We start from the raw sequence: 24,352 nt of genomic DNA on the forward strand, positions 1-24,352 counted from the left end.
GGCCGGAAGTGGACGATACGTCCGGGCACGTACCGCGGTACAGCCGTGCAGAGACCGCTTCCGCGGCGTAGCAGGTCCGGTTTGCGGGGGTACGGTGCCCGAAGGTTCTGCTGCGGTTCCTGGGGCGTACGCGCCCTGTTGGGAAACCGTTCGAGGAACCCCGTGCGGGAACCCTTTCGCGGAACCGCCGCGGGAACCCTCGGGGAGCCCGTGCGGAACCCGTACGCCGTTGAGGAGTTGGCCGACGCGCCCCGGCAGAGCCGCCGGGGGGATGGAGGCGGGACATGGCAGCGCTGTGGGGCGTGTCCTTCGACGCCACCCCGTTGTCCGGGGTGGTGGTCGAGTTCGTGAAGACCGCCCGCCACTTCCACGAGCGGGGGTACGAGGTCCACCTCGACCTCGGCTACGACATCAAGGCGGACAAGGGCCGCTTCTTCCGCCCCTACACCGACGAACCCCGCCTGCTCCCGCCCTGGGTGCGCCTGGCCCGCGTCCCGGGCCTGGCCGACCTGGCGGGATACGACGCCGACCTCGTCACCGAAGTCCTGCAAGAGGTCGTGGAGAAGGGCGACTTACGGCTGCTGCCGGAGGTGGAGCGCCTCAGCGACGCGGTCTGCGAGCTGCTGCTGCGCCTGTGGGACGACCTCGGTGTCACCCGCGTCCTGGTGGAGAACGGCACCCTGCCGGAGAACATCGTCCTCACCCGCGCCCTGCAGAAGGCCATCCCCGCCCACGGACGGCGGCACGGCCTCGGCCGCTTCGCGCTGTGGCGCGACCACGACCTGATGTGGCAGAGCGAGCCGGGCAGCGGCAAGTACGGCCGGCCCCCGTACCCGAACGTGCCGCCGCTGCTGGCCGATCCGCACGTGCGCTACCTCGCCCTGCACGAAAGGGCCCGCGGGCTGACCCGCCAATGGGCCCCCCACGTACGGCACATCGACGTGCTGCCCAACGCCTTCCCGCACCGCCCGGCCGAAGTGACCGCCGCCAACGCGGACTTCCGCGCCCACTACGGCATCCCGGCCCGCGCCCGCCTCATCGCCCGCACCACCCGCGTGATCCCCCAAAAGCGCGTCGACCGCGACATCCACCTGGTGGCCGCCCTCGTGCCGGACGTCGACGCCTGGCTCTTCGTGGCCGGCGACACCACCGAGGACCCGGCGGAGTACGGCCGGCTGACCGCGCTCGCCGAGGAGCTGGGCGTCGCCGGCCGCGTGGTGTTCGGCGGCTGGCTCGCACCCGACCCGGAGGCGACCGGCGCCCCCGCCGGCGGCGGCTGGTCGGTGCGCGACCTGCTCGCCCACGCCGACCTGGTCTCCTTCCTGACCTCCTACGACTACGAGAGCTACGGCAACCCGATCGGCGAGGCCATCGCCGCCGGTGTGCCCTATGTGACGAGCGGCTACGAGCTGTACCCGACGGTGTACGGCGACAAGGGCTTCCGCGCGCCCGTCCTGCACGACGACCTCCCGACTCCGGCCTTCGTGAACGAGGTGGCACAGCTGGTGAACGACGACACCCTGCGGACGGCCACGGCGGAGCACAACCACCGCTTGGGCGCACGCCACTTCGGCCGCTCCAGCGCGGCCGCCCTGCTGGACCGGCTGGTGCTGACCCCGATGGGCCCGCGCACCCGGATGAGCGTGGTGCTGCCGGTCTACAACGAGGCGGCGAACCTGCCCGCGGTGCTGGCCTCCCTCCACGAGCAGCGCGACCCGGCGGGCGGCCGGCTGGACCCGGAGCTGTACGAGGTCGTGCTGGTGGACAACAACTCCACGGACGACACGGTGGAGTTGGCAAAGAGCTTCGCGGCCGCGCACCCGGACCTGGCGCTGCACGTGGTGCACGAGCCGGAGCAGGGCGTCTCGTGCGCGCGCCGCACCGGCATGGTGTTCGCCGCCGAACGCAGCACCGGCCGCCCCGAGGAGGCGCCGGCCGCCGGGCAGCGCTTCTACCTGGTCTCGGCGGACGCCGACTGCCGGGTGGACCCGCACTGGCTGGCCGAGTTGCTGGCGGCGATGGACGGCTCGGGCGCGGACATCGGGGTCTGCGACTACTACTACCGCGCGGAGCACTTCGCGGGCCGCCCGCGGCTGTGGGACGCCATCTCCCGTACGCTGCGCTGCCGTTCGGTGGCCTTCGCGCTCTTCGGCGGCTTCCCCGACGGGAAGGGCTTCGCGGTGGAGCGGGAGGCGCACGACCGGGCGGGCGGCATCGAGATCTTCTACCAGCTGGAGAACGGCCGCTTCGTCAACCACCTGTCCGACGACTGGGACTTCGGCATCAAGGTGTCGGCGCTGGGCGGCAGCCGGGTCTACGCGCCGGCCTCGCGGGTGGAGATCAACCCGCGCCGGGTGGACCACGCGCTGGAGGAGGTCATCGAGGGCAAGGCGTACGGCTCGGGCGGCACGATCGTGATGCGGGACATCCGCCCCGCCCGGGGCATCGGCGCCCGAGGCGAAACCGTCGAACCGGGCGGACCCGATGGACTCGATGGACCCGGCGGCCTCGGCGAGCCCGGGGTGCGGGACCTCACCGAGGAAGAGGCGCGCCGCGCCTGGGACTTCTCGGTCAAGGACTTCCTGCCGAAGAACCTGCTGCTGCCCCTGCTGCTCGACCCGGCGCTGCTCACGGCCCCGCCGGTACGGGAGTTCTTCGGCGCCGACCTCGCCGACGCCCTCGGGCAGCGCATCGCCGAGATCGTCGACGAGATGCGGATCGTGGACTTCACCCCGATCCACGCGTACAAGACGCCGTCCTTCCGGCTGTACTTCGAGTTCGCCGACGAGCTGTTCGCGGTGCTGCGGCGGACGGTGGGCGAGGACATCGGCTACCCGCCGCCGCTGCCGGAGTGCCTGGCGGAAGTGCCGCGCGAGCGCTTCCGCGAGTTCGTGCACTACTACTGCGAGGACCGCGAGTCCGGCGAGGCCCACGACTACTTCGGAAACGGGGGCGTGTTCTGATGACCGAGCCCGCACAGCCGGCACGACCCGCACAGCCCGCACGACCCGCGGAGCCCGCGCAGCCCGCACGTTCGGCCACGCCTGCACCCCCCGAATCCGCCACCGCCACCGACACCGCTCTCACCTCCCTCCTCGCCCTCGACCCCTCGGCCCCGACGCCCGCCGCCGTCGAGGCCCTGGCCGCGCCCGAGAACCGCCACCTGCTGGAGTACGTCCGCGAGGACCCCTTCGGCGCCCACGTCTTCCCAGGCAACATCGAGGGCTACGACCCCGAGCGCTTCCTGGACGACCTGGACGCCCAACTGGCGGCCACCGGCCCGATCCACCTGTGGGCGTACATCCCGACGTGCTCCTACCGCTGCCGCTTCTGCCAGTACCCCGTGGTGATCGCGAAGGGGCCGCAGGAGGCGGTGGCGCGGCGGGCGGCGCAGTGGGTGGACTGGAACATCGCGGAGGCGCGGCTGTGGCTGCGCCGGGTGCCGCACCTCGCGGGGGCGCCGGTCGGGGAGTTCAACGTGTTCGGCGGGACCCCCTCGCTGCTGCCGCCGGAGGAGATCCGCCGCCTGCTGGACTTCTACCGGGAGCACTTCGGCTTCGGCCCCGACACCACCGTGCGCTTCGAGGGCGACCCGACCACCTTCACGCCGGACAAGCTGGAGCTGCTCGCCGAGTTGGGCTGCACGAAGGTCTCCAGCGGGGTGCAGTCCTTCGACGACCACGTGCTGGCGATGAGCGGGCGCGAGCACACCGGGGCGGCCTGCCGGGAGTTCGTGCGGCGGGCGAAGGCGACGGGCTTCGACTGGGTGAGCGTGGACCTGATGTACGGGCTGCTGGACCAGTCGCTGGACACCGTGCGGGAGGACCTGGAGACGGTGCTCGCCGAGGGGCCCACCGCGGTGGTGTGCACGAAGCTGCACCTGCGCGACTACAGCGACACCCGCACAGGCGTGTCGGGCGTGCAGCCGGCGGCCTGGCAACTGCCGTCCTACCGCGCGCGGTTGGAGTCGCGCGGGCACCGGTGGCCGACGCTCGGCGAGCAGTACCAGATGCGCGAGGTGCTGACCGGGGGGCTGCGGGCCGCGGGGTGGACGGAGCACCCGACGATGTACTTCGCGCAGCCGGGCGCGGGGCCGGAGAAGTGGAAGGCGATCATGGCCGACCAGGACCTGCAGCTGCCGGAGGTGGCGATCGGGCTGGGCGGCAGCTCCAGTTGCCGCCGCTCGGAGGGGATGACGGAGGTGGACTGGCGCCGCTACGGCGAGGCGGTCGACGCGGGCCGCATCCCGCTGGGGTCGGCGACGGCGTTCACCGACGAGGCGCAGGAGACCCGGGCGGTGAACATGGCGCTGACGACGCTGCAGCCGCTGCGTGAGGAGGTCCACCGGGCCCGCTTCCCCGGCAGCTCGCTCTTTTCGCCGGCCCGGCGTGCGGCGTTCGCCTCGCTGGAGGCCCGCGGGCTGCTCACCGCGGACGAGGCGGCCGGCACGGTCACGCTGACGCCGACGGGCGAGACGCTGGTGGAGGCGATCATCAACACGGAGCTGTCGGCGCCGGCCGCCCGGGAGCGGAGCGGCATCACACCGTAATCCCCGCGTCAGGCAGGGTTCGCCCGGCCGACCCCGAGGTCGGCCAAGTTGTATAGCCAACTGCTCGAAGCGAACCCAGCAAAGAGGCGCACCACATGGCCGACTCGCTCACCCTCACCTCACCCGCCGACCCGAAAGCAGGGGACAAGGTCACCTTCTCCTGGGCCACGCAAAGGCCCAGCGGGAAGAACTGGATCGGCGTGTACGGACCCGCCGGCTCGCCCGGGAACGGCAGCAGTTGGGTGTGGACGTACGTCACGAACGCGTCGCAGGGCACCACCACCCTGGACACCTCGAAGCTCGCCGGCGGCCCGTACGCCGCTTATCTGCTCTACGACGACGGGAACGAGATCCTCGCCCGGGCGGCCCCGCTCACCTTCACGGACGCCGCCGCCGGCCTGAGCGTCAGCGACCCCCATCCCCGCGCGGGCGAGAAGCTGAGCTTCACCTGGAAGACCGGCGTGCCCAACGCCAAGAACTGGATCGGGATCTACGACGGCGACCGCCAACCGGGCACCGGCAGCTCGCTGGTGTGGGCCTACTCGGCGGCGGCAGCGGGCACCCTCACGCTCGACACCTCGGGCCTGACCGGCGGCCCCTACACCGCCTACCTGCTCTACGACGACCTCTACCCGATCCTCGCGAGGACCCAGCCCTTCGGCTTCACCCCGGTGGTGCCGCCGCACGCGGCCGTGGACGCCCTCACGGCCCCGGCCGAGGCCGGGCAGACGGCGACCGTCGACCTCGCGAAGCTGTGGATACGGCCCGACGGCAACAAGCCCGGCACCCCCGCCTTCGCGAAGACGGCCGGGGACGGCTGGCTCACCGTGGACGCCAAGGGCACCGTCACCGTGAAGGCCCCGGCCCACCCGCCGAAGGACCCCGGCCGGCTCGTCGCAGCCGTCACCGACAGCACCGGCGCCAAGGACACCATCACCTTGGACGTCCCGGTCCGCACCGCGAAGGACGCGATCGAGGGCCCCCTGAAGGTGGCGAGCCTCAACCTCTGGGACGCCGCCACCCACGTGGACGGCCCGCTGGAGAAGCTGCTCCGCCTCACCCTCACCCAGAACCTGGACGTCCTCGCGCTCCAGGAGACGCAGGGCACCGTCGGGCAGCAACTCGCCGACGCCCTCGGCTGGTACGCCCACCAGACCGCCGGCAGCCTCGCCCTGGTCAGCCGCTTCCCGCTCACCGACATCACCGAGCCGACCGACCGACTCCCCGCCCTGGCCGCGACCTTGCAGCTGCCGGGCGGCACCGAAGCGGGCAAGAGCGGCAAGGACGCCAAGAACGGCAAGGGCGCGGCGGCCGTACGGATCTGGGCCGTCCAGCTCGACGAGGCCGACTACGGCCCGTACGCGGCCCAGAAGCACCCCAGCGCCGCCCAGTTGGTCGCCGCCGAGAAGGCGACCACCCGCTACGCCCAGGCCCAGGCCCTCACCGGCGCCCTGCGCAAGGACCTCGCCTCCCCCACCCCCGTGATCCTCGCCGCCGGCCTCGCCTCCCCCTCGCACCTGGACTGGACCCGCGCCACGGCCTCAAGCCACTTCGGCCTGGGCCCGGTTGCGTGGCCGGTCACCGAACTGCTGGAGAAGGCCGGCCTGATCGACGCCTTCCGCGCGGCGCACCCGGACCCGGCGAAGACCCCCGGCACCACGTGGTCCCCGGTCCGCACGCAGCAGCAGGACGGCACCCCCGAGCCCCAGGACCGCATCGACCAGGTCCAGTTCGCGGGCCCGCTGACGCTCGTGGAGGCCCACACCCTCACCACCGGCTGGCCCCAGCCCGTCCCGGACACCAGTGGCAACGGCTGGCCCTCCGACCACGCGGCCGCCGTCGCCACCTTCACCCTGCGCCCGGCTCACTGAGCCCGCACCACACGAGACAGAAGGACCCCGCATGACCCCCATATCCCGCCGCACCTTCGTCGGCGCCGCAGCCGCCGGTGCGGCCACCGCCGCCGCAGGGCTCCCCGGCCTCACCCCCGAGGCCGACGCCGCGGACAAGAAGCACGGTTCGATCAAGGACGTCCGGCACGTCGTGATCCTCATGCAGGAGAACCGCAGCTTCGACCACTACCTCGGCACCCTCGACGGCGTGCGCGGCTTCGACGACAAGCAGGGCGTCGAATTCCCCGACGGCACCAGCGTGTTCGCCCAGCCCGACACCGGCCGCGCGGAGGGCTATTCGCTGCCCTTCCGCTTCGACACCACCACCTTCCGCGCCCAGGACTTCGGCGGCCTCGACCACGGCTGGGCCTCGGGCCACCAGGCGGTCAACAACGGCGCCCAGAACCAGTGGGTGGCAGCCAAGGGCCGCCTGACGATGGGGTACTTCACCCGGGACGACATCCCGTTCCAGTACGCCATGGCCGACGCCTTCACCGTCTGCGACAGCTACTTCACCTCGCTGAACGGCCCGACCGACCCCAACCGCCTCTACCTGTGGACGGGCACGCCCGGCCCCGGCAAGGACGGCACGACGGGCCCCTTCACGGACAACTCCATCGTCACCGAGAACCCGGTCGGCGACTGGACGACCTACGCCGAGCGGCTCCAGGACGCCGGGATCAGCTGGCGCGTCTACCACAACCCGGACGGATCGGACAACGAGAACGGCGACTACGACGACAACGCCCTCTCCTACTTCCAGCAGTTCGCGAAGGCCCCCGCGGACTCGCCGCTGCACATCAACGCGATGACGAAGTACGACCTGACGGCCTTCGACGCCGACTGCAAGAGCGGCGAACTGCCCACCGTCTCCTGGCTGGTCGCCCCCTTCAACTACTGCGAGCACCCGAGCGCGGGCCCGGACTGGGGCGCCTGGTGGGTCAACAAGGCCCTGCAGTCGCTGATGTCGAACCCCGAGGTGTGGAAGAACACCGTCTTCCTGGTGATGTACGACGAGAACGACGGCTTCTTCGACCACGTGATCCCGCCGTACCCCGAGCCGGGCACACCAGAGGAGTTCGTGGGCGGCCAGCCGATCGGGCTGGGCAGCCGGGTGCCGCTGTGGGTCTGCTCGCCCTGGTCGCGCGGCGGCTGGGTCAACTCCCAGGTGTTCGACCACACTTCGGTGCTGCGGTTCCTGGAGCGCGTCACCGGCGTGCAGGAGCCGAACATCTCGCGGTGGCGCCGCAGCGTCTGCGGCGACCTCACCACCTGCTTCGACTTCACCCGCCCCGACTACAGCATCCCCAGGATGCCCGACACCGACGAGCTGAAGGCCCGCGCCACCGCCCAGCACAGCCTGCCGGCCGTCCAGGCCCCCGCGGACGGCAAGCAGTCCATGCCGTCCCAGGAGCCCGGCGAGCGCCCGCACCGCGCCCTGCCCTACCGCCCGTGGGCCGACGTCACCGTGGACCGCGCCACCGGCAAGGTCACCTGCACGCTCACCAACGACGGCACGGCTGCTTACGTGTTCACCGTGCTGCCCAATGTGATCAAGCCGTTCACGGGCACGCCGTTCCTCGTCCAGCCGAAGAGCACCCGCACCTACGTGTGGGAAGCCTCGGAGACGGACGGGCGGTACGACTTCTCGGTGTACGGCGCGGACGGTTTCGTCGGCCGCTTCTCCGGCACGGTCGTACCCGAGGGCCAGACGGACGTGGCCCTGCCCACCGTGACGGCCGCGCTGCGGGCCGATGGGCATGCCGAACACGCCTCGGTGGACCTGCGGTTGGTCAACGACGGCGACACCGCCGCGACCTTCGCGCTCACCGCCAACGACTTCGGCGACGAGTCCCGTACGGTCCAGGTGGCCCCGCGCTCGCGGACGACCGTGAACTGGCCGACGCGGCAGGGCCGTTACGACGTGAGCGTCACGGCGGCCACGGGCACGCGGTTCACCCGCCGCTACGCCGGCACGGTCCACCCCGTCTGATCGGCACCGCGTCTCGTCCGGGCGACCTCACCAGCCGCCCGGGCGGGCGCCGTCGGCTCAAGCGCCGGGGAACTCCCCACGGGCGACGGCTCCGACGAACGAGGTCCACGCGTCCCGCGAGAAGGCCAGGGCGGGCCCGTGGGGGTCCTTGCTGTCCCGTACGGGGATGACGTCGGGCAGGTTGTCGGCCATCTCGACGCAGTTGCCGCCACTACCGTCGCTGTACGTGCTCTTGCGCCAGCTAGCCGACGTCAGGCTGTCGCTGGCCTCGACGCAATTGCCGCCATCGCCGCCGCTGTAGCTGCTCTTACGCCAAGCGATCACCCGCAGGCTCGAATTGGGCTCCATGCTCGTACTCCTCGGCTACCGCTTCGATGAGCGTCAAAGAAGCTTCCGGCGACAGTGCCGCCGCTCCGAGAAGATCGTATGCCAGCTTGTATCGCCTGACGGTGGCCGGATCGTCTTCGATCTTGCCCGTGCCGAGACCCGCCAGGTAGGCCATAGGGGCATCGTTCTCGAATTCCATCAGCCGCAACGAGCCGTGCAGACCTGCATGAGCACCCACGTTGAGGGGCAGCACCTGCACGAGAGCCCGGTTGCGCCGGATCATCGCCGCCACGTGGCGCAACTGTTCAGCCATGGCGGCCATGCCTCCGACAGGACGGCGCAGCACGCACTCGTCCAGCACAGCCCAGTACATCGGACTCGTGGCGCTGTCGAAGACGCCCGCGCGAATCAGCCTTGCATTCAGTCGGACCCGCACCAACTCCTCCGACAGCAGCGGGTCGTACGCGCGGATCAGCGCCAGCGCGTACGCCTCCGTCTGCAGAAGCCCCGGCACCAGCGACAGCTCCCACTCACGGATCTCCGTCGCGACCGTCTCCAACTCGGCCACGTCGGCGAAGTGTTCGGGATACGGCGTGGCGCGGCCCGCTTCCACGTTCCGTAGGAAGAAGCCGTCTGTCTTCAGCACCCGGTCGAGCATCTTGGCCATGTCGGGGTGGATGCGGCGGCGCCCCGTCTCCAGGTTCGCGATGAAGGACGGCGTCACGTAGAGCAGCGCGGCAAGCTCCGCCTGGCTCAAGCCGGCCTTCTCGCGTTGGTAGCGCATCTCGGCGCCGTACATCGCCCGCGTGGAGAGCGAGGGGTCCAGCTTCTTGCCGTTGAACTTGCGGATGTTCGCCATGGGGGTCTCCTCCGTGCCTCACCAGAGCCGTTTTGCGAGCCTTCCGCACCGACAGTAGCGAGTGAATTGCGTTCGGTGCAGGTGTTCAAGGAAACCCGAACCCACGGGACCCACCTATCCCTGCTGCGTTGGCGGCTGACGGTGAATAGGCTGGTGGTCCGTTCCGCCGGGGTGTAAGTGCAGGACGCCGCGATCGAGTTGCGCGTCGGGGACCCGGCCCGGTATCCACAGCGGTAACGCTGGGGGAAGGTGACTCCATGGCCGGGCTGAAGGGCGCCTGGAAGCGGTCCGCGATCGGACGCTTCTCGAAGCAGGCGGCCCATATCGAGTTGATGCACCGTTCGATGGGTTTCGCCGCGCTGGGCTTCGTCACGTTGATGCCGTTGCTGGTCGTGGTGGCCGCGGCGACGCCGTGGGAGAACCGGCCGGGCTTCGCCCAATGGGTCGTGGACGGCATGGGGTTGAGCCCGAACGGGGCGCACGAGGTGCGCAGCCTGTTCGCGGCGCCGCGCAACGTGCTGAGCGCGACGAGCGCGTGGAGCCTGGCGTCGGTGGCGTACTTCGGGCTGTCGTTCGCGGCGAGCGTGGAGACCGGCTACCGCAAGATCTGGGACCTGCCGGCGGGGCCGTGGCACCGCGACTGGCGGCGGACGGTGTGGCTGGCCGTGATGACGGGCTACCTGTTCTGCGAGTCGCAGAGCGCGGCGGTGCTCGGCAGCGGGGAGTCGCGGACGCTGCTGCGGATCGTGCTCACATTCCTGCTCGGGGTGGCCTTCTTCGCGTGGGGCCAGCAGTTCCTGCTCTACGGGGGCGTGAGTTTCCGCACGGCGCTGCCGGGGGCGGTCTGCACGATGCTGGGCCTGGCGGGGCTGCGGATCTTCTCGCACCTGTTCTTCGCCCGGCTGATGCTGTCGAACGCGGGCGCGTACGGGCCGGTGGGCACAGTGCTCACGGTGGAGAGCTGGCTCGTCGGCGTCGGCTTCGTGGTCTTCGGCGGCGCGCTGGTCGGCCGCCACATCCGCGACAGCCGCATCCTGCGGGTGGGCGCCGAGATCCCCCGCCCCCAGCAGCCCGAGGGTTGGTTCGAGGTCCCCACCGAGGAGCCCGCCGTCCTCCACTGGCGCTCCGACGGCAGCGGCGGCACCACGGAATAGCCCGCTCCCCGGAGTGGCCCTTCTCACGCCCCACCATCTGAGCACCGATCCGGGTGGGGGCCGTGCTGGTCACAGAATGCGATCTCCGACTGACCGAGTTCGCCGGCGGGAGACACCGCGGCCTCGATCTGCGCGGCAATGAGGTGATCGTTGCCCGGTTTTCAGGTGTGCAGGCCGACTCCTCCGGTGGGGTGGAGGTCGATCCGCTCGGGTGGTCCTGCCAGCAGCGGGAGGGCTTGTCCGATGAGTTCCTTGGCTCCGGGCGCGGACAGTGAGGCCGTGTGGTCGGCTGCGCTGGACCAGATTTCGGTGACCCACACGACGTCGTCCTCGCTGGGGGTGGTGTTGACGATGTACAGCTCGCACCCGGGGGCGTCCTGGGTGAGTTCTGCGGCCTGCAGGAGGATCTTGACCAGGGCGTCGCGCTGTCCTGTCCGCGCGCGGAACTTCACGTAGTAGCCGATCTTGTCCATGTGTGTCTCCCGGTCGTGCTGCGGCTTCGGGTTCCGGGGTGATCCTCGCACGGGTGCGGAGGAGCGGGGTGGGCTGGATTCGGCTGCCCCATCGACCGAGCCCAGGCCGTCCGACTCGCCGAAGCCCTGACCGCCGAACTGGGCATCGCCTTCGGCGACGATCCCACCCACGCGCAGGGACCCCTCGGGCGGACGCGGCGGTGCCCCGCCTCCCGGGAGGGAAACGGGGCACCGTTCGTGCGTGGAGAGCGGGCTTCTCAGAAGTCCATGTCTCCGCCGGGCATGCCACCCGGGGCCGCGGGGGCGGCCTTCTCGGGCTTGTCGGCGATGACCGCCTCCGTGGTGAGGAAGAGCGCCGCGATCGAGGCGGCGTTCTGCAGCGCGGAGCGGGTGACCTTCGCCGGGTCGATGATGCCCTCGGCGACCAGGTCGACGTACTCGCCCGTCGCGGCGTTCAGGCCGTGGCCGGGGGTCAGGTTGCGCACCTTCTCCACCACGACGCCGCCCTCGAGGCCGGCGTTGACCGCAATCTGCTTGAGCGGGGCCTCCAGCGCGATCTTGACGGCGGCGGCGCCGGTCGCCTCGTCGCCCTCCAGCTCCAGCTTCTCGAACACCGAGGTGGCCTGCAGCAGGGCCACGCCACCACCGGCGACGATGCCCTCCTCGACGGCCGCCTTCGCGTTGCGCACGGCGTCCTCGATGCGGTGCTTGCGCTCCTTGAGCTCGACCTCGGTCGCGGCACCGGCCTTGATGACGGCCACGCCGCCGGCCAGCTTCGCCAGCCGCTCCTGCAGCTTCTCGCGGTCGTAGTCCGAGTCGCTGTTCTCGATCTCGGCGCGGATCTGGTTGACCCGGCCGGCGACCTGGTCGGCCTCGCCGGCGCCGTCCACGATCGTGGTCTCGTCCTTGGTGATGACGACCTTGCGGGCGCGGCCCAGCAGGTCCAGGCCCGCGTTCTCCAGCTTCAGGCCGACCTCCTCGGAGATGACCGTGCCGCCGGTGAGGATGGCGATGTCGCCGAGCATGGCCTTGCGGCGGTCACCGAAGCCGGGGGCCTTGACCGCGACCGACTTGAAGGTGCCGCGGATCTTGTTGACCACCAGGGTGGACAGGGCCTCGCCCTCGACGTCCTCGGCGATGATCAGCAGCGGCTTGCCGGACTGCATGACCTTCTCCAGCAGCGGGAGCAGGTCCTTCACCGCGGAGACCTTGGAGTTGACGATCAGGATGTACGGGTCGTCGAGCGACGCCTCCATCCGCTCCAGGTCGGTGGCGAAGTAGGCGGAGATGAAGCCCTTGTCGAAGCGCATGCCCTCGGTGAGCTCCAGCTCGAGCCCGAAGGTCTGCGACTCCTCGACGGTGATGACGCCTTCCTTGCCGACCTTGTCCATGGCCTCGGCGATCAGCTCGCCGATCTGGGTGTCGGCGGCGGAGATGGAGGCGGTGGAGGCGATCTGCTCCTTGGTCTCCACGTCCTTGGCCTGCTCCAGCAGGGCGGCGGAGACGGCCTCCACGGCCTTCTCGATGCCGCGCTTGAGCGCCATCGGGTTGGCGCCGGCGGCCACGTTGCGCAGGCCCTCCTTGACCAGGGCCTGGGCGAGGACGGTCGCGGTCGTCGTACCGTCACCGGCGACGTCGTCGGTCTTCTTGGCGACTTCCTTGACCAGCTCGGCGCCGATCTTCTCGTACGGGTCCTCCAGCTCGATCTCCTTGGCGATGGAGACACCATCGTTGGTGATCGTGGGGGCGCCCCACTTCTTCTCGAGCACGACGTTGCGGCCCTTGGGGCCGAGAGTGACCTTGACGGCGTCGGCGAGCTGGTTCATCCCGCGCTCAAGGCCGCGCCGTGCCTCCTCGTCGAACGCGATGATCTTGGCCATGGTGAAGTGTCCTCCGCGGACTTGATTGTGTGCGCTCGGGACCAGGTGGTGCCCGCGACGGACGGCACGAGGGCCGCCGGTTCCTTCCCGGCACCCGCTCGGACCTCACCGACCCGACCCTGACTGTCACTCTCGCTCGTAGAGTGCTAATGCCAATGATTAGCACTCTCCCCCTACGAGTGCAAGCGCTTCGGGCTGCGCCCGTGCTTACGGGGCCGGATGCCGCTGGGCGCGGCGGCCAGGCGTGACACCTCAAGGGGCGCTGGGGGTACCCCCCGCGCCCCTGGGTGTCACGGCCCACCCGAAGACTCACGCGGGAGTACGCAAAGGAGCCGCACCTCGGGAGGTGCGGCTCCTTGCAGAGTGGAGCAAAACTGGTCGCGTCGATGGCCGAACGCGCCGGGACTTCAGCCTGCGAGACGGACCATGTCCGCCTGCGGGCCCTTCTGACCCTGCGAGATCTCGAACTCGACTCGCTGGCCTTCCTCGAGGGTGCGGTACCCGTCCATCTGGATCGCGCTGTAGTGGACGAAGACATCCGCACCACCGTCGACCGCGATGAAGCCGTAGCCCTTCTCCGCGTTGAACCACTTGACGGTGCCCTGAGCCATTCCTAACTCCCCTATTGCTGGCCCTATCGCGGCCCCGCACTTCACGGGTCCGGGTCAGACCTCACCCGCCCGAGCACCCCTTACCGGCAGGCAGGTGGGGTCCCTGGGGGGCGTGCGCCGGAACGCGTCGACCGCGGCTGAATGTATCTGCCCGAACGCCCTGTGCAACAGGTCATTCGGACGAGAAATCTGGGCCGGAAGCATCGTATATAACCAGGGAAAAAACGATAAGGCGGGACAATACGGACCGGGCATACCGGACCAACACCGCAATTCGTTCGTGAATTTGGCGATAAATCGCCGAGGTCGCGTCGCGCACGATCATGTGCGCGCAACTGTACAACCTTTCAACTACCGCCCGGACACGCGCGTGCCCCATCCACCCCAAAGGGTGAACGGGGCACAAACCGTGAGAACCCGCCGACCGGCGTTTCAGCCGCCGGCCACCGCGGGAATGATCGAGACGCTGGCACCGTCCGGCACCGCCGTCGCCAACCCCTCGGAGAACCGGACGTCGTCGTCGTTCACATACACATTCACGAATCGCCGCAGCTTTCCGGTGTCGTCCAGCACCCGCGCGGAAATACCCGTGTGGTTGCGCTCCAGGGATTCGAGGACTTCCGCCAGCGTGGAACCGTCGGCCGGCACCTCGGCCTGGCCGCCGGTGTAGGTGCGGAGAATGGTGGGGATACGGACGGAAGCACTCATGCGAGGCCAGCCTCTCGGAACGCGGCAAGGGTGGGGCGGATGGTCGCGGTCGGGCCGGTCGTCGGCGCCACCGCGTCCAAAGTCTTCAGGCCGTCGCCCGTGTTGAGCACGACGGTCTCCTCGGTGGGGTCCAGCTGCCCGGTCTCGATCAGCTTCTTCAGCACGCCGACGGTCACCCCGCCCGCGGTCTCGGCGAAGATCCCCTCGGTCCTGGCGAGCAGCTTGATCGCCTCGACCACCTGCTCGTCGGTCACGTCCTCCACCGCGCCGCCGGTGCGCCGGGCGATGTCCAGCACGTAGGGCCCGTCCGCCGGGTTCCCGATCGCGAGCGACTTGGCGATGGTGTCGGGCTTGACCGGCCGCACCACGTCGTGCCCGGCCTTGAAGGCCGCCGACACCGGCGAGCACCCCTCGGCCTGGGCCCCGTAGATCTTGTACGGCTTGTCCTCGACCAGGCCGAGCTTGATCAGCTCGCGCAGCCCCTTGTCGATCTTGGTGAGCTGCGAGCCCGAGGCGATCGGGATGACCAGGTTGTCCGGCAGCCGCCAGCCCAGCTGCTCGGCGATCTCGTAGGCCAGCGTCTTGGAGCCCTCGCCGTAGTACGGCCGCAGGTTCACGTTGACGAAGCCCCAGCCCTCGCCGATCGGGTCGCCGATCAGCTCCGAGCAGAAGCGGTTCACGTCGTCGTACGAACCCTCGATCGCGACCAGCTCGCCGCCGTAGACCGCGGCCATGACGACCTTGCCGGCCTCCAGGTCGTGCGGGATGAACACGCAGGAACGGAAGCCCGCGCGGGCGGCCGCGGCGCCGACCGCGCCGGCCAGGTTGCCGGTGGAGGAGCAGGACAGGGTGGTCAGGCCGAAGGTGCGGGCGGCCTCCAGGGCGATGGCGACGACCCGGTCCTTGAAGGAGTGCGTCGGGTTGCCGGTGTCGTCCTTGACGTGCAGGCCGCCGGTGATGCCCAGCTCACGGGCGAGGTTGTCGGCCTTGACGAGCTTGGTCCAGCCCGGGTGCAGGTTCGGCTTGGTGGCCACGTCGGCGGGCACCGGAAGCAGCGGGGCGTAGCGCCAGATGCTGGTCGGGCCGGACTCGATCTGCTTGCGCAGGGCCTCGGGGTCGCCGGTCGGCAGGTCGTAGGCCACTTCGAGCGGCCCGAAACACTCCAGGCAGGCGAAGACGGGGCTGAGCGGGTAGCGGGTACCGCACTCGCGACAGGAGAGGGCGGCGGCGGGGCCGAAGGGCGGGAGCTCGGGTTCCGCGGCCGGACCGGAGGCGCTGCTCGACGGGGTGGACGCGGGGGTCGTGGTACTTGCGGCGGTCACTTGCGCAGCCATGACAGGCGAGGCCCTTTCTCCTCATCTTCCTCGTGACGCGGGCGCGCCACGAGACGGAATTGGCACCTTCCCCACCGTGCGTTGACCTCGCGGTCGGCGGGAGGGTTGCCGGGGCTTCAACGGGCCGTTCCCTCTGCCCCTCTGGATGAGCGGTATGGCGCCGGGCCCGCGGACGGGCTGCCGATGCGTTTGTCCCGCGGTGGGCCCCCGGCATGCGGTCGGCTCACGCGTTGTTCAAGACTGTAACCGACATACGAGACGGTGGAGAGAGGCCGTCCGGAACGCGAGACGGATCACACGCGGATCGCTGCTGCTCGCAGCGGGCGCGCCAAGGGAGAGGACACCTGTGCTCGACGAGGTGGAGCACTGGCTGCGCAGCCGTTCGTGGTCGGCCGCGGACCGCAGCCTGGACGACCTGCTCGCCGCCAAGCGGGCCGCCGGGGCGCAGGGCACGGTGAGCGTGGTGCTGCCGGCGCTGGACGAGGAGGCGACCGTCGGCGACATCGTGGCCGCGATCCGGCGCGAGCTGATGGGGCCGGACGCTCCGCTGGTGGACGAGCTGGTCGTGGTGGACTCCGGCTCCACCGATCGCACCGCGCGGGTCGCCGAGCTGGCCGGGGCGCGGGTGGTACGGCGCGACGACGTGCTGCCGCGGCTGCCGGCGCTGCCCGGCAAGGGCGAGGTGCTGTGGCGGTCCCTCTTCGTCACCAGCGGCGAGATCGTCTGCTTCGTGGACGCCGATCTGCGCGAGTTCGACCCCGTCTTCGTCTCCGGGGTCGTCGGGCCGCTGCTCACCGAGCCGGATGTGCGGCTGGTCAAGGCGATGTACGACCGGCCGCTGGAAGCCGGGGACGCGGTGCATCCGGCCGGCGGCGGTCGGGTGACGGAGCTGGTGGCGCGCCCGCTGCTCAACCTGCACTGGCCGCAGCTGGCCGGCTTCGTCCAGCCGCTCGGCGGGGAGTACGCCGCCCGGCGCTCCCTGCTGGAACGGCTCCCCTTTCCGACCGGGTACGGGGTGGAGCTGGCGATGCTCATCGACGCGCTGGACGCGGTGGGGCTCTCCGCACTCGGCCAGGTCGATGTCGGGGTACGGCACCACCGGCACCAGCCGGACCAGGCGCTGGGCCGCATGGCCGCGGCGATCTACCGCACGGCCCAGCTGCGCCTGTCCCGCGCCCACCTGGTCCGCCCCCACCTCACCCAATTCGCCCGAGCGGCAGCCGGCTTCGCCCCCACGACGTACCCCGTCGACACAGCCGAACGCCCCCCGGCGGTCACCATCCCCGAATACGCGGCCCGCCGCGCCGCCTGAGGGGTTCCCCCGGGGTGGTACGGGGGCTCGCCTTGCGCACAAGGGCAAGGTTTTCAGGGGCGCGGGGAACTGCGCGACCAGCCAGAGGAGCCCTGCAGGCGGCAACGGCGGGCAACCCGAACGGCGGGGAGCCGCCCCCGCACCGGCGGAGCCGCCCGGCTCACAGTGAGGTAGCGCACGTTTGGGGGGCGTGCCGCGAGGCTAATGGTTCGGGTATGTCGGGTGACGCACGTGTCCTGGTCGCTTCCAACCGCGGCCCCGTCTCGTACACGCTGGGCGCGGACGGCGAGCTGACCAGCCGCAGAGGCGGTGGCGGCGTCGTCTCCGGATTGAGCGCGATCGGCCCGGACGCCGGCGCCGTCTGGGTCTGCGCGGCCCTGTCGGACGGCGACCGCGAGGCCGTCCGCCGCGGCACCGCCGAACCCGGCACCCGCATGATCGCCGTCGACCCCGCCGTCTTCCACGCGGCCTACAACGACATCGCGAACTCCGTGCTGTGGTTCGTCCACCACATGCTCTACCAGACCCCGTTCGAGCCCTCCTTCGACGAGGACTTCCGCGCCCAGTGGGCCTCGTACGCCACCTACAACCGCGCCTTCGCCGACGCGCTCGCCGAGGAGGCCGCGCCCGGCGCCGCGGTCCTCGTGCAGGACTATCACCTCGCCCTGGTCCCTGCGCTGCTCCGCGCCCACCGCCCCGACCTGCGCATCGGCCACTTCTCGCACACCCCGTGGGCGCCGCCGGACTACTTCCGGCTGCTCCCCGACGACATCTCCGCCCAGCTCCTCGAAGGCATCCTCGGCAGCGACCGCGCCGCCTTCCTCACCCGCCGCTGGGCCGCCGCCTTCGCCGCGTGCTGCGCCGACGTGCTCGGCGCGGAGGTCTCCCCCGACGGCACCGCGGTCACGCACGGCGGCCGCACCACCCGGCTGGGCGTGCACGGACTCGGCGCCGACGCGGACTTCCTGCGGGAGCGGGCCGGGCGGCCGGACGTCGAGGAGCGGATGGCGGCGCTGCGGGCCGAGGCGGGGCCGGGCCGGCGGCTGATCGTGCGGGTGGACCGCACCGAGCTGTCGAAGAACATCGTGCGGGGGCTACTGGCGTACCGGCGGCTGCTGCTGGAGCACCCGGGGTGGCGCGAGCGGGTCGTGCACGTCGCTTTCGCGTACCCCTCGCGGCAGGACCTCGCGTCCTACCGCGAGTACACCGCGGAGGTCTCGCGGGTCGCCGAGGCGATCAACGCGGAGTTCGGCACGCCGGGGTGGACGCCGGTGATCCTCAAGGTGGATGACGATTTCGCGCGCTCGCTCGCGGCGTACCGGCTGGCCGACGTCGCTCTGGTCAACCCGATCCGGGACGGGATGAACCTCGTCGCCAAGGAGGTCCCCGTCGTCTCCGACCACGGGGTGGCCCTGGTGCTCTCCCGCGAGGCGGGCGCGTTCGAGGAGCTGGGCGACGAGGCGATCGTCGTCAACCCGTACGACGTCCGCGGCACGGCCGCGGCCCTCAACACGGCACTCACCCTGCCAGAGGCGGAGCGGGCCGAACGCACGAAGCGCCTCGCTTTCGCCGCGACCTCCCTCCCCCCCTCCCGCTGGTTCCTCGACCAACTCACCGCATTGAGCTAGCCGCTCCGGCTTGTACGGGCCTCACTTTGTGCGCGAGGGACCGTGCTGGAGGAGGGTTGCCAGGACGGGGTGACTGTAGAGGGCGATCGGTGCCACATGGTCGGCGGTGCGGGGGCGCCAGAGTTCGAGGGCGGCCGCCAGGTCGGGCCACGCGGCGGCGGCGAGCCGCTTCTGCTCCTCGCGCGCTGCGCGCTGACGCTCGAACGGGGACAGGGGCGCCCCGGCACCCTTGATGCCTGACGACCTCCGTACCACCACCGCGTCGGAAACCGGCTCGGGCTCAGGTACCTGAAAGGCCGGTTCGGCGAGAAGGCGGTCGAGGATGCGGCGTACCGCCGTGTCGAACTCGGGGTTGCCGAAGGTGGGTTGCCGGGAACCGTCGAGATATGCGTCCGCCAACTCGTTGATCTGCGGCGGCCCCAACCGGCGAAGCGCCCGCAGCCCCCGGTTCCCCGTGGAGTTCGGCAGGCGCTCCTCGAAGCAGATCAGCGGCAGCAACTCCTCAGTGAACAGCGGGCTTTCGAAGAGACCGTCGACCGCGTTGCGCGGGTGGACGAGGTCGCCGACGCGCGCTTCGTACCACCGGCCGCGCATACCGAGGAGTTGGGCGCGGAGCAGGCCCGCGCGGGGGCGGCCGAAGCGCTGCGCCTCCTCAAGGAGGGTGAGGGCGTTCGCGACCTCGCCGTCGAGTGCGGCGAGCCGGGCGGTTTCCACAGTCGCGTCCCAGTGGTCCCGGGTGGCCCCCGGGGGGCGGCGCAGCGCGTGGAAGGAGGCGTACTGGTCGTAGAGGAGCGCGGCGAAGGAGCCGAAGCGGCGCGGGCCCTCGCCGGACCAGGAGGAGAGCCAGTACGCGGCCCACTCACCGCGGTCGTCCACGTCGTCGGGGTCGAGGAACATCACGGCGACGTCGCCGCTCAGCGAGAGCCGCAGCGAACGGCGCAGCAGGCCGGCTTCGCCCTCGGCCGGGTCCTCGTCCGCCCAGGCGTACGCCGTGATCCAGTGCGCGTCCGGGGTGTCGGCGAGCCATTCCAGGGTTTCGGTGCCGGCGAGTTCGTAGATGAAGCAGCCGGCGTCGCGCCAGCCGTTGGTCACCTCCAGGAACGTCCGCAGGGAAGGGGGCAAAGTGCGGCCGAGCCGCGCCTCCGCGGCCGCGAGTTGTTCCGCGGTGGCGGGCTCGAACCCGAGCCACTGCCTGCGGCGCACCTCGGGTTCCAACGGCCGGCCCGCCTCGGGCTCGTGATCGTGGGCCCGCACCCACTCCTCACTCCACAACCGCAGGAACGGCTCCCATCCACCCGCGCTGACAGCACCCCAGGGCATCTCCATCCCCCCACCCCACCACACCCCACCGACACGGCTCCGGCTCGCGGGCCGGCGGTGTCGGGGGGTGGTGGTACGTTGCGGCTCCGGTGGTCGAGGGGGACGGGGAGCTGCGGTGGGAGAGGTGGCGTTGCGGGCGGTCGAGGACGGCGATCTCGACGGTCTGTTCGACATGATGCGGGACCCCGAGGCGGTGCGGATGGCCGCTTTCACTGCCGAGGACCCCGACGACCGTGCGGCCTTCGACGCCCACATGGCGAAGGTGAGGGCCGCTCGGGACGGGACGCTGCGGGCGGTGACCTGCGAGGGGCGGCTGGTCGGCAGCATTGCGAGCTTCGTGGTGGACGGCGAGACCGAGATCACGTACTGGCTCGACCGTTCGGTCTGGGGGCGCGGGGTCGCGAGCCGGGCGCTCGCGCTGTTCCTCGGGGTGGTCGGGACACGGCCGCTGCACGCCCGCGCCGCCAGCGACAACCTCGCTTCGCTCACGGTCCTGCGGAAGGCCGGGTTCACGCCGACCGGTACGGAGGTCTCCTACGCGGCCGCCCGGGGCACCGACATCGAAGAAACCCTCCTCCGCCTCGGCTAGCCGGCCTCCCGCCGTGGGGGTTCCGCGCGTCCCCGGCCGCAGGCCGGCTTGGGCTCTGGGGGGGAGCAGTTCCGCCCCCAGAGCTTCGCCTGGGGGTACCCCCAGCGCCCCTGGGTGGTACGGGGCTCGCTTTGCGCCGAAGGGCAAGGTTTTCAGGGGCGCGAGGAACTGCGCGAACAGCCGAATCGATGCGGCACCCGGCGGCGTACGGGAACCCCCGCGGCGAGGATCCGCACCGTACTAGCGCATGGCTGCGGCCAGGGAGGCGAGGAGGGCCACTACGCCCGCGGGGCCGGGGACCGTGAGGTCGGCGGCAGCCGCAAGCTCCGGCGGGGCTTCCGCCGTGCCCGCCGCGGCTACGCACAGGCCCGGGATGCCCTCCTTGCGCAGGCGGGTGACCGTGGCGAAAGCGGCGAGGTCGCCGAGGTCGTCGCCCGCGTAGAGAACGGACTCCGCCCCCTTCTCACGGAGGAACGCCTCCAGGGCCACCCCCTTGTCGATCCCCGGCGGCCGCAACTCCAGGACGTAGCGCCCCGGTTCGACCACGAGGCCGTGCGCGGCGGCGAGGTCGGCGAGCGGCTGCCGCAGCGCTTCGAGGATGCCGTCCGGGTCATTCGTACGGCGGGTGTGGACCGCGACGGCCCGTCCGCCCTTCTCCTCGATCCACGTACCCTCCCAGGGCCCCAACCGTTCGAGCAGCGCGGGGAGTTCGGTACGGGCCGCGGTCACGCCCTCGTGGGGGCCGGGCGAGTGCACCTCGCCGGTGCGGGCGTCCCAGCGTTCGGCTCCGTACTGGCCCAGGACGGTGAGGTGTTCCAGGCCCTCGACACCGTCGAAGCCCCCGTAGCGGACGGCCACTTCGGCCGGGCGGCCGGTGATGATCGCTGCGGCGGCCAGGCGGGGGGCGAGCGCGGCCAGGGCCGGGGCCGCGCCCGGGTCCGCGCGGGCCTGCTCGGGGTCGGGGACGATCGGGGCGAGCGTGCCGTCGAAATCGAGGGCGAGGACCGCTTTTTCCGGGCGGGCCAGGATCGCTTCCAGCGCGGCCTTGCCGACTGCCGTCTGAGGTGTGGGGATGGCCATGCCCCGAGCGTACGGCTCCGCCGGTGCGCGAGTACGGCCCCCCACCGACGGGGTCCCCCGCGTTCCCGGCCGCAGGCCGGTCGATGGCTTGTCGCGCAGTTCCTCCCCCAGAGCTTCGCCTGGGGGTACCCCCAGCGCCCCTCGGCTACGGAGCTGCCCCATCCCCGCCGTCCCCGGCCGCCAGGCCGGTCGGTGGCTTGTGGGGGTCCCCCCTCCGGGGGAGCAGTTCCCCGCGCCCCCAAACAACGGCAACCCGCCGTAAGAGCTTCTCCGCGTCCCCGGCCGCAGGCCGGTGGCCTGCTGGGCGCGCCGTTCCTCCCCCAGAGCTTCGCCTGGGAGGTACCCCCAGCGCCCCTGGGTTGTACGGCCTTGCCGTTCGCGCGAAGGGCAGGGTTTTCAGGGGCGCGGGGAACTGCGCGACCAGCCACATCGGCGCGGCTGTCGGCGACGAGACAGGAACCCAAACGGCGGGGTGCCGCACCGTACAAGCGGAAGCGCTCAGCGAGTGGAGGCGTGGCGGGAGCGGGTGGCGCGCCAGCGGTTGACCGTGACAGGGGCGTGGCGGAGGGCGCGCGGATCGTCGAGGAGAACGTTCAAGTGCTGGAAGTACGCCGTCGGGGACATCCCCAGACGCTCACGGATCGCACGATCCCGCGGCCCCGGCCCCAACCAGTTCCGTCCCGCGATGTCCAGCACCGCCAAGTCCAGCTCGGAGAGCCCACTCTCCTCCCCCTCGCCCGAACTCTCCCCCGCAGGGATCCCCTCGGGCGACACCTCACCCGAACTCCCGCCGAGCACGGCACCCTCAGCCTCAACCCCGCCCAAAGCCCCGCCGGGCACGGCACCCTCAGGCTCAACCTCGCCCGAACTCCCGCCCGCCGGGGCACCCTCAAGCCCAACCCCGCCCGAAGCCCCGCCGGGCACGGCACCCTCAAGCTCAACCCCGACCGAAGCCCCGCCGGGGTCCGCGGCGTTGGGCGACGGGTCGGCCGGGGGGCCGCCGGGGGTGGCGGAAGGGTGGGGCGGGGGGGCGGGGGGAGTCACCGGACGCGGGAAACCCTTCTGCTCGCTACGAAGACGCCGGCTTGGACTGGTCCTGCTGCTCGGCATAGATCTGCAGATCCGAGAGTACGGACTTCGGGTCCTCGTGCACCGCCTTGCCGATCACCTTCTTGACCCGGTCGCTCACCGGCGTCCAGGACGTCTTGTTGACCGGGTAGAAGACCGCCTCGGGCAGCAGGTTCAGGAACTGGACGAGGTCCTTGTCCTTGGGGTCCGCGAGCATCGCGTTCGACGCCGACGTCGTCACCGGCAGCAGCCCGTACTCGTCGAGGAACTTGACCGTGTTCTTCTCCTGGTACACGAACTGCAGGAACTTCCCGTCCGCGTCCCGGTTCTTGTTGTGGTTGAACGCCATCATCCAGTCGGCGACGCCGAGCGTGTCGGGGTCGGGCCCGTCCTGCCCGGGCAGCGGCGCCACCCCCACGTCGATCCCCTTCGCCTTCGCCTGCGCGAGCAGCGTCGGGTGACCGTTGATCATGCCGGCGTCACCGGCGAGGAAGTCGTCGAAGACGTCCTGGCGGTTGGTGACCGCCGGGTCCTTCGGACCCACCAGCTTCGCGTCCACCAGGTTCTTCTTCACCCAGTCGAACGCCTCGACGTTCGCCGAGTTGTCGAAGTTGTAGTTGCCGACCGAGTCGGTGAAGCCGCCGGTACCGGCGGACGCGCTCGCCCCGAGCATCCACATCAGGGACTCCGCCTGCGCCTCCTCCGGCCCGAGCGGCAGGCCGTAGGGGACCTTGACCCCGTTGTCCTTGAGCAGCTTCGCGTCGGTCGCCAACTGCGCCCACGTCTCGGGCGCCTTGGTGATGCCGGCGTTCTCGAAGAGCTTCTTGTTGTAGAAGAACATCCGGGAGCTGGACACCCACGGGATGCCGTACTGGGTGCGGTCCACCGAGCCGGCCTGGGCGAGCGAGGGGATGAAGTCGGCCTCCTCGCTCACCGTGAACAGCTCGTCGGCGCTGTAGAGCTGGCCGGCGGCGGCGTACTGGGCGTACGAGCCGATCTGCGCGATGTCCGGCGGGTTGCCCTGCTTGACCAGTGCGGCGACCTTGTCGTCCACGTGCGTCCAGTCGACCACCTGGATGTCGACGGTGATGTGCGGGTTGTCCTTCTCGAAGGCGCGCACGATGTCGTTCCAGTACCCCAGGGAGCTGTTGTCCGTCTTGGGGTCGCCGTAGTCGGCGGCGATCATGTGGATCGTGACGTCCTTGCTCAGCGGTGAGCTGCCGCCGCAGGCGCTGACCGAGGTCAGCGCGAGCGCGGAAGTGAGGCCGGCCGCCATGCCGAGAAGTCGTCGCCGCTGCACTGTTCCCTACCACCCTTGGAAATGACCGTTATTGACCGGGGAACACCCGGATCGCCACCGGCATCGCCCGAACGGGGCCGCCTCCGGTGTGCCGATCAGATGATCTCGGGGTTCGCCGCCGAAGGGACGAGTCTTCCCCATATCGTTAGCCAAGGTCTACACCATGAGTGAATTCCGCTTGCCGACGGGTCCTCCCCCGCTGCGCGAGCGCCCCGGCCGGCGCCCCGCCGACCGCACCCCGCCGCGCGCGCACGACCGCGAGCGGAAGTGCCCCC

General features: G+C 71.0%; 19 protein-coding genes and 1 riboswitch. Of the genes, 8 read left to right on the forward strand and 11 right to left on the reverse strand.

Annotated elements, in window-relative coordinates:
• Window positions 1-284 precede the first annotated feature (284 nt).
• From BLR33_RS15630 to BLR33_RS15645, 4 genes are all read left to right on the forward strand, one after another.
• Window positions 285-2,963 (forward strand): glycosyltransferase, encoded by a 2,679-nt coding sequence (locus BLR33_RS15630; RefSeq protein ID WP_093785052.1) that lies wholly within the window; start codon window positions 285-287, stop codon window positions 2,961-2,963.
• Complete coding sequence (locus BLR33_RS15635) at window positions 2,963-4,549, forward strand: radical SAM protein (RefSeq protein ID WP_093785053.1); 1,587 nt, start codon at window positions 2,963-2,965, stop codon at window positions 4,547-4,549. Before BLR33_RS15630 ends, BLR33_RS15635 begins: the two co-directional genes overlap by 1 nt.
• 95 nt (window positions 4,550-4,644) lie before the next feature.
• A complete protein-coding gene (locus tag BLR33_RS15640) occupies window positions 4,645-6,420 on the forward strand; it encodes an endonuclease/exonuclease/phosphatase family protein (RefSeq protein WP_107408886.1) in 1,776 nt (591 codons plus the stop codon).
• Between the two features lie 31 nt (window positions 6,421-6,451).
• Window positions 6,452-8,434, forward strand: a complete 1,983-nt coding sequence (locus tag BLR33_RS15645) for a phosphocholine-specific phospholipase C (protein WP_093785054.1) — start codon at window positions 6,452-6,454, stop codon at window positions 8,432-8,434.
• A 57-nt stretch (window positions 8,435-8,491) separates the two neighbouring features.
• Here BLR33_RS15645 and BLR33_RS15650 read toward each other — a convergent pair whose 3' ends face one another.
• Together BLR33_RS15650 and BLR33_RS15655 are read right to left on the reverse strand one after the other, a co-directional pair.
• Window positions 8,492-8,782, reverse strand: a complete 291-nt coding sequence (locus BLR33_RS15650; RefSeq protein ID WP_093785055.1) for a DUF397 domain-containing protein — start codon at window positions 8,780-8,782, stop codon at window positions 8,492-8,494.
• On the reverse strand, window positions 8,742-9,620 hold the full coding sequence (locus BLR33_RS15655; protein WP_093785056.1) for a helix-turn-helix domain-containing protein: 879 nt from the start codon (window positions 9,618-9,620) through the stop codon (window positions 8,742-8,744). Before BLR33_RS15655 ends, BLR33_RS15650 begins: the two co-directional genes overlap by 41 nt.
• Window positions 9,621-9,877: 257 nt before the next feature.
• Here BLR33_RS15655 and BLR33_RS15660 point away from each other — a divergent pair, with 257 nt between their 5' ends.
• Window positions 9,878-10,774, forward strand: coding sequence for a YhjD/YihY/BrkB family envelope integrity protein (locus tag BLR33_RS15660; protein WP_093785057.1), 897 nt, complete (start codon window positions 9,878-9,880; stop codon window positions 10,772-10,774).
• A gap of 161 nt (window positions 10,775-10,935) precedes the next feature.
• Here BLR33_RS15660 and BLR33_RS15665 read toward each other — a convergent pair whose 3' ends face one another.
• From BLR33_RS15665 to thrC, 5 genes are all read right to left on the reverse strand, one after another.
• The gene (locus BLR33_RS15665; RefSeq protein ID WP_093785058.1) at window positions 10,936-11,247 is read right to left on the reverse strand and encodes a putative quinol monooxygenase; all 312 of its coding nucleotides are present in this window, start codon (window positions 11,245-11,247) and stop codon (window positions 10,936-10,938) included.
• A 257-nt stretch (window positions 11,248-11,504) separates the two neighbouring features.
• The gene (groL, locus tag BLR33_RS15670) at window positions 11,505-13,127 is read right to left on the reverse strand and encodes a chaperonin GroEL (RefSeq protein ID WP_093785059.1); all 1,623 of its coding nucleotides are present in this window, start codon (window positions 13,125-13,127) and stop codon (window positions 11,505-11,507) included.
• Window positions 13,128-13,534: 407 nt separating this feature from the next.
• Window positions 13,535-13,738 (reverse strand): cold-shock protein, encoded by a 204-nt coding sequence (locus tag BLR33_RS15675; RefSeq protein ID WP_009339379.1) that lies wholly within the window; start codon window positions 13,736-13,738, stop codon window positions 13,535-13,537.
• A 432-nt stretch (window positions 13,739-14,170) separates the two neighbouring features.
• Entirely contained in the window at window positions 14,171-14,446 is a 276-nt protein-coding gene (locus tag BLR33_RS15680; RefSeq protein ID WP_093785060.1) for a ubiquitin-like small modifier protein 1, read from the reverse strand.
• Entirely contained in the window at window positions 14,443-15,780 is a 1,338-nt protein-coding gene (gene thrC / locus BLR33_RS15685; RefSeq protein ID WP_093785061.1) for a threonine synthase, read from the reverse strand. Before thrC ends, BLR33_RS15680 begins: the two co-directional genes overlap by 4 nt.
• An 18-nt stretch (window positions 15,781-15,798) precedes the next feature.
• Window positions 15,799-15,932: riboswitch (SAM riboswitch) on the reverse strand.
• Window positions 15,933-16,126: 194 nt separating this feature from the next.
• Between thrC and BLR33_RS15690 the strand changes: the two genes are divergently transcribed.
• Both BLR33_RS15690 and BLR33_RS15695 read left to right on the forward strand, forming a co-directional pair.
• Window positions 16,127-17,092, forward strand: coding sequence for a glucosyl-3-phosphoglycerate synthase (locus tag BLR33_RS15690; protein WP_093785062.1), 966 nt, complete (start codon window positions 16,127-16,129; stop codon window positions 17,090-17,092).
• 215 nt (window positions 17,093-17,307) lie between these two features.
• Window positions 17,308-18,720 carry an alpha,alpha-trehalose-phosphate synthase (UDP-forming) gene (locus BLR33_RS15695; protein WP_093785063.1) on the forward strand — a complete coding sequence of 471 codons (1,413 nt, stop codon included), beginning with the start codon at window positions 17,308-17,310 and terminating at the stop codon, window positions 18,718-18,720.
• Between the two features lie 21 nt (window positions 18,721-18,741).
• Here BLR33_RS15695 and BLR33_RS15700 read toward each other — a convergent pair whose 3' ends face one another.
• A complete protein-coding gene (locus BLR33_RS15700; RefSeq protein ID WP_143031699.1) occupies window positions 18,742-20,046 on the reverse strand; it encodes an SMI1/KNR4 family protein in 1,305 nt (434 codons plus the stop codon).
• A gap of 109 nt (window positions 20,047-20,155) precedes the next feature.
• On the opposite strand from BLR33_RS15700, the gene BLR33_RS15705 reads away from it, so the two are divergent.
• Window positions 20,156-20,629 carry a GNAT family N-acetyltransferase gene (locus tag BLR33_RS15705; protein WP_093785065.1) on the forward strand — a complete coding sequence of 158 codons (474 nt, stop codon included), beginning with the start codon at window positions 20,156-20,158 and terminating at the stop codon, window positions 20,627-20,629.
• 240 nt (window positions 20,630-20,869) lie between these two features.
• Here the strand turns inward: BLR33_RS15705 and otsB are convergent, their stop codons facing one another.
• From otsB to BLR33_RS15720, 3 genes are all read right to left on the reverse strand, one after another.
• Window positions 20,870-21,709, reverse strand: a complete 840-nt coding sequence (otsB, locus tag BLR33_RS15710; RefSeq protein WP_093785066.1) for a trehalose-phosphatase — start codon at window positions 21,707-21,709, stop codon at window positions 20,870-20,872.
• A 498-nt stretch (window positions 21,710-22,207) separates the two neighbouring features.
• Complete coding sequence (locus tag BLR33_RS36950) at window positions 22,208-22,819, reverse strand: DUF3263 domain-containing protein (RefSeq protein WP_093785067.1); 612 nt, start codon at window positions 22,817-22,819, stop codon at window positions 22,208-22,210.
• Window positions 22,779-24,053, reverse strand: a complete 1,275-nt coding sequence (locus BLR33_RS15720; RefSeq protein ID WP_245771425.1) for an ABC transporter substrate-binding protein — start codon at window positions 24,051-24,053, stop codon at window positions 22,779-22,781. Before BLR33_RS15720 ends, BLR33_RS36950 begins: the two co-directional genes overlap by 41 nt.
• Window positions 24,054-24,352 lie beyond the last annotated feature (299 nt).

Origin of the sequence: Actinacidiphila guanduensis, from assembly GCF_900103985.1 — a bacterium.
GTDB classification, from domain to species: domain Bacteria; phylum Actinomycetota; class Actinomycetes; order Streptomycetales; family Streptomycetaceae; genus Actinacidiphila; species Actinacidiphila guanduensis.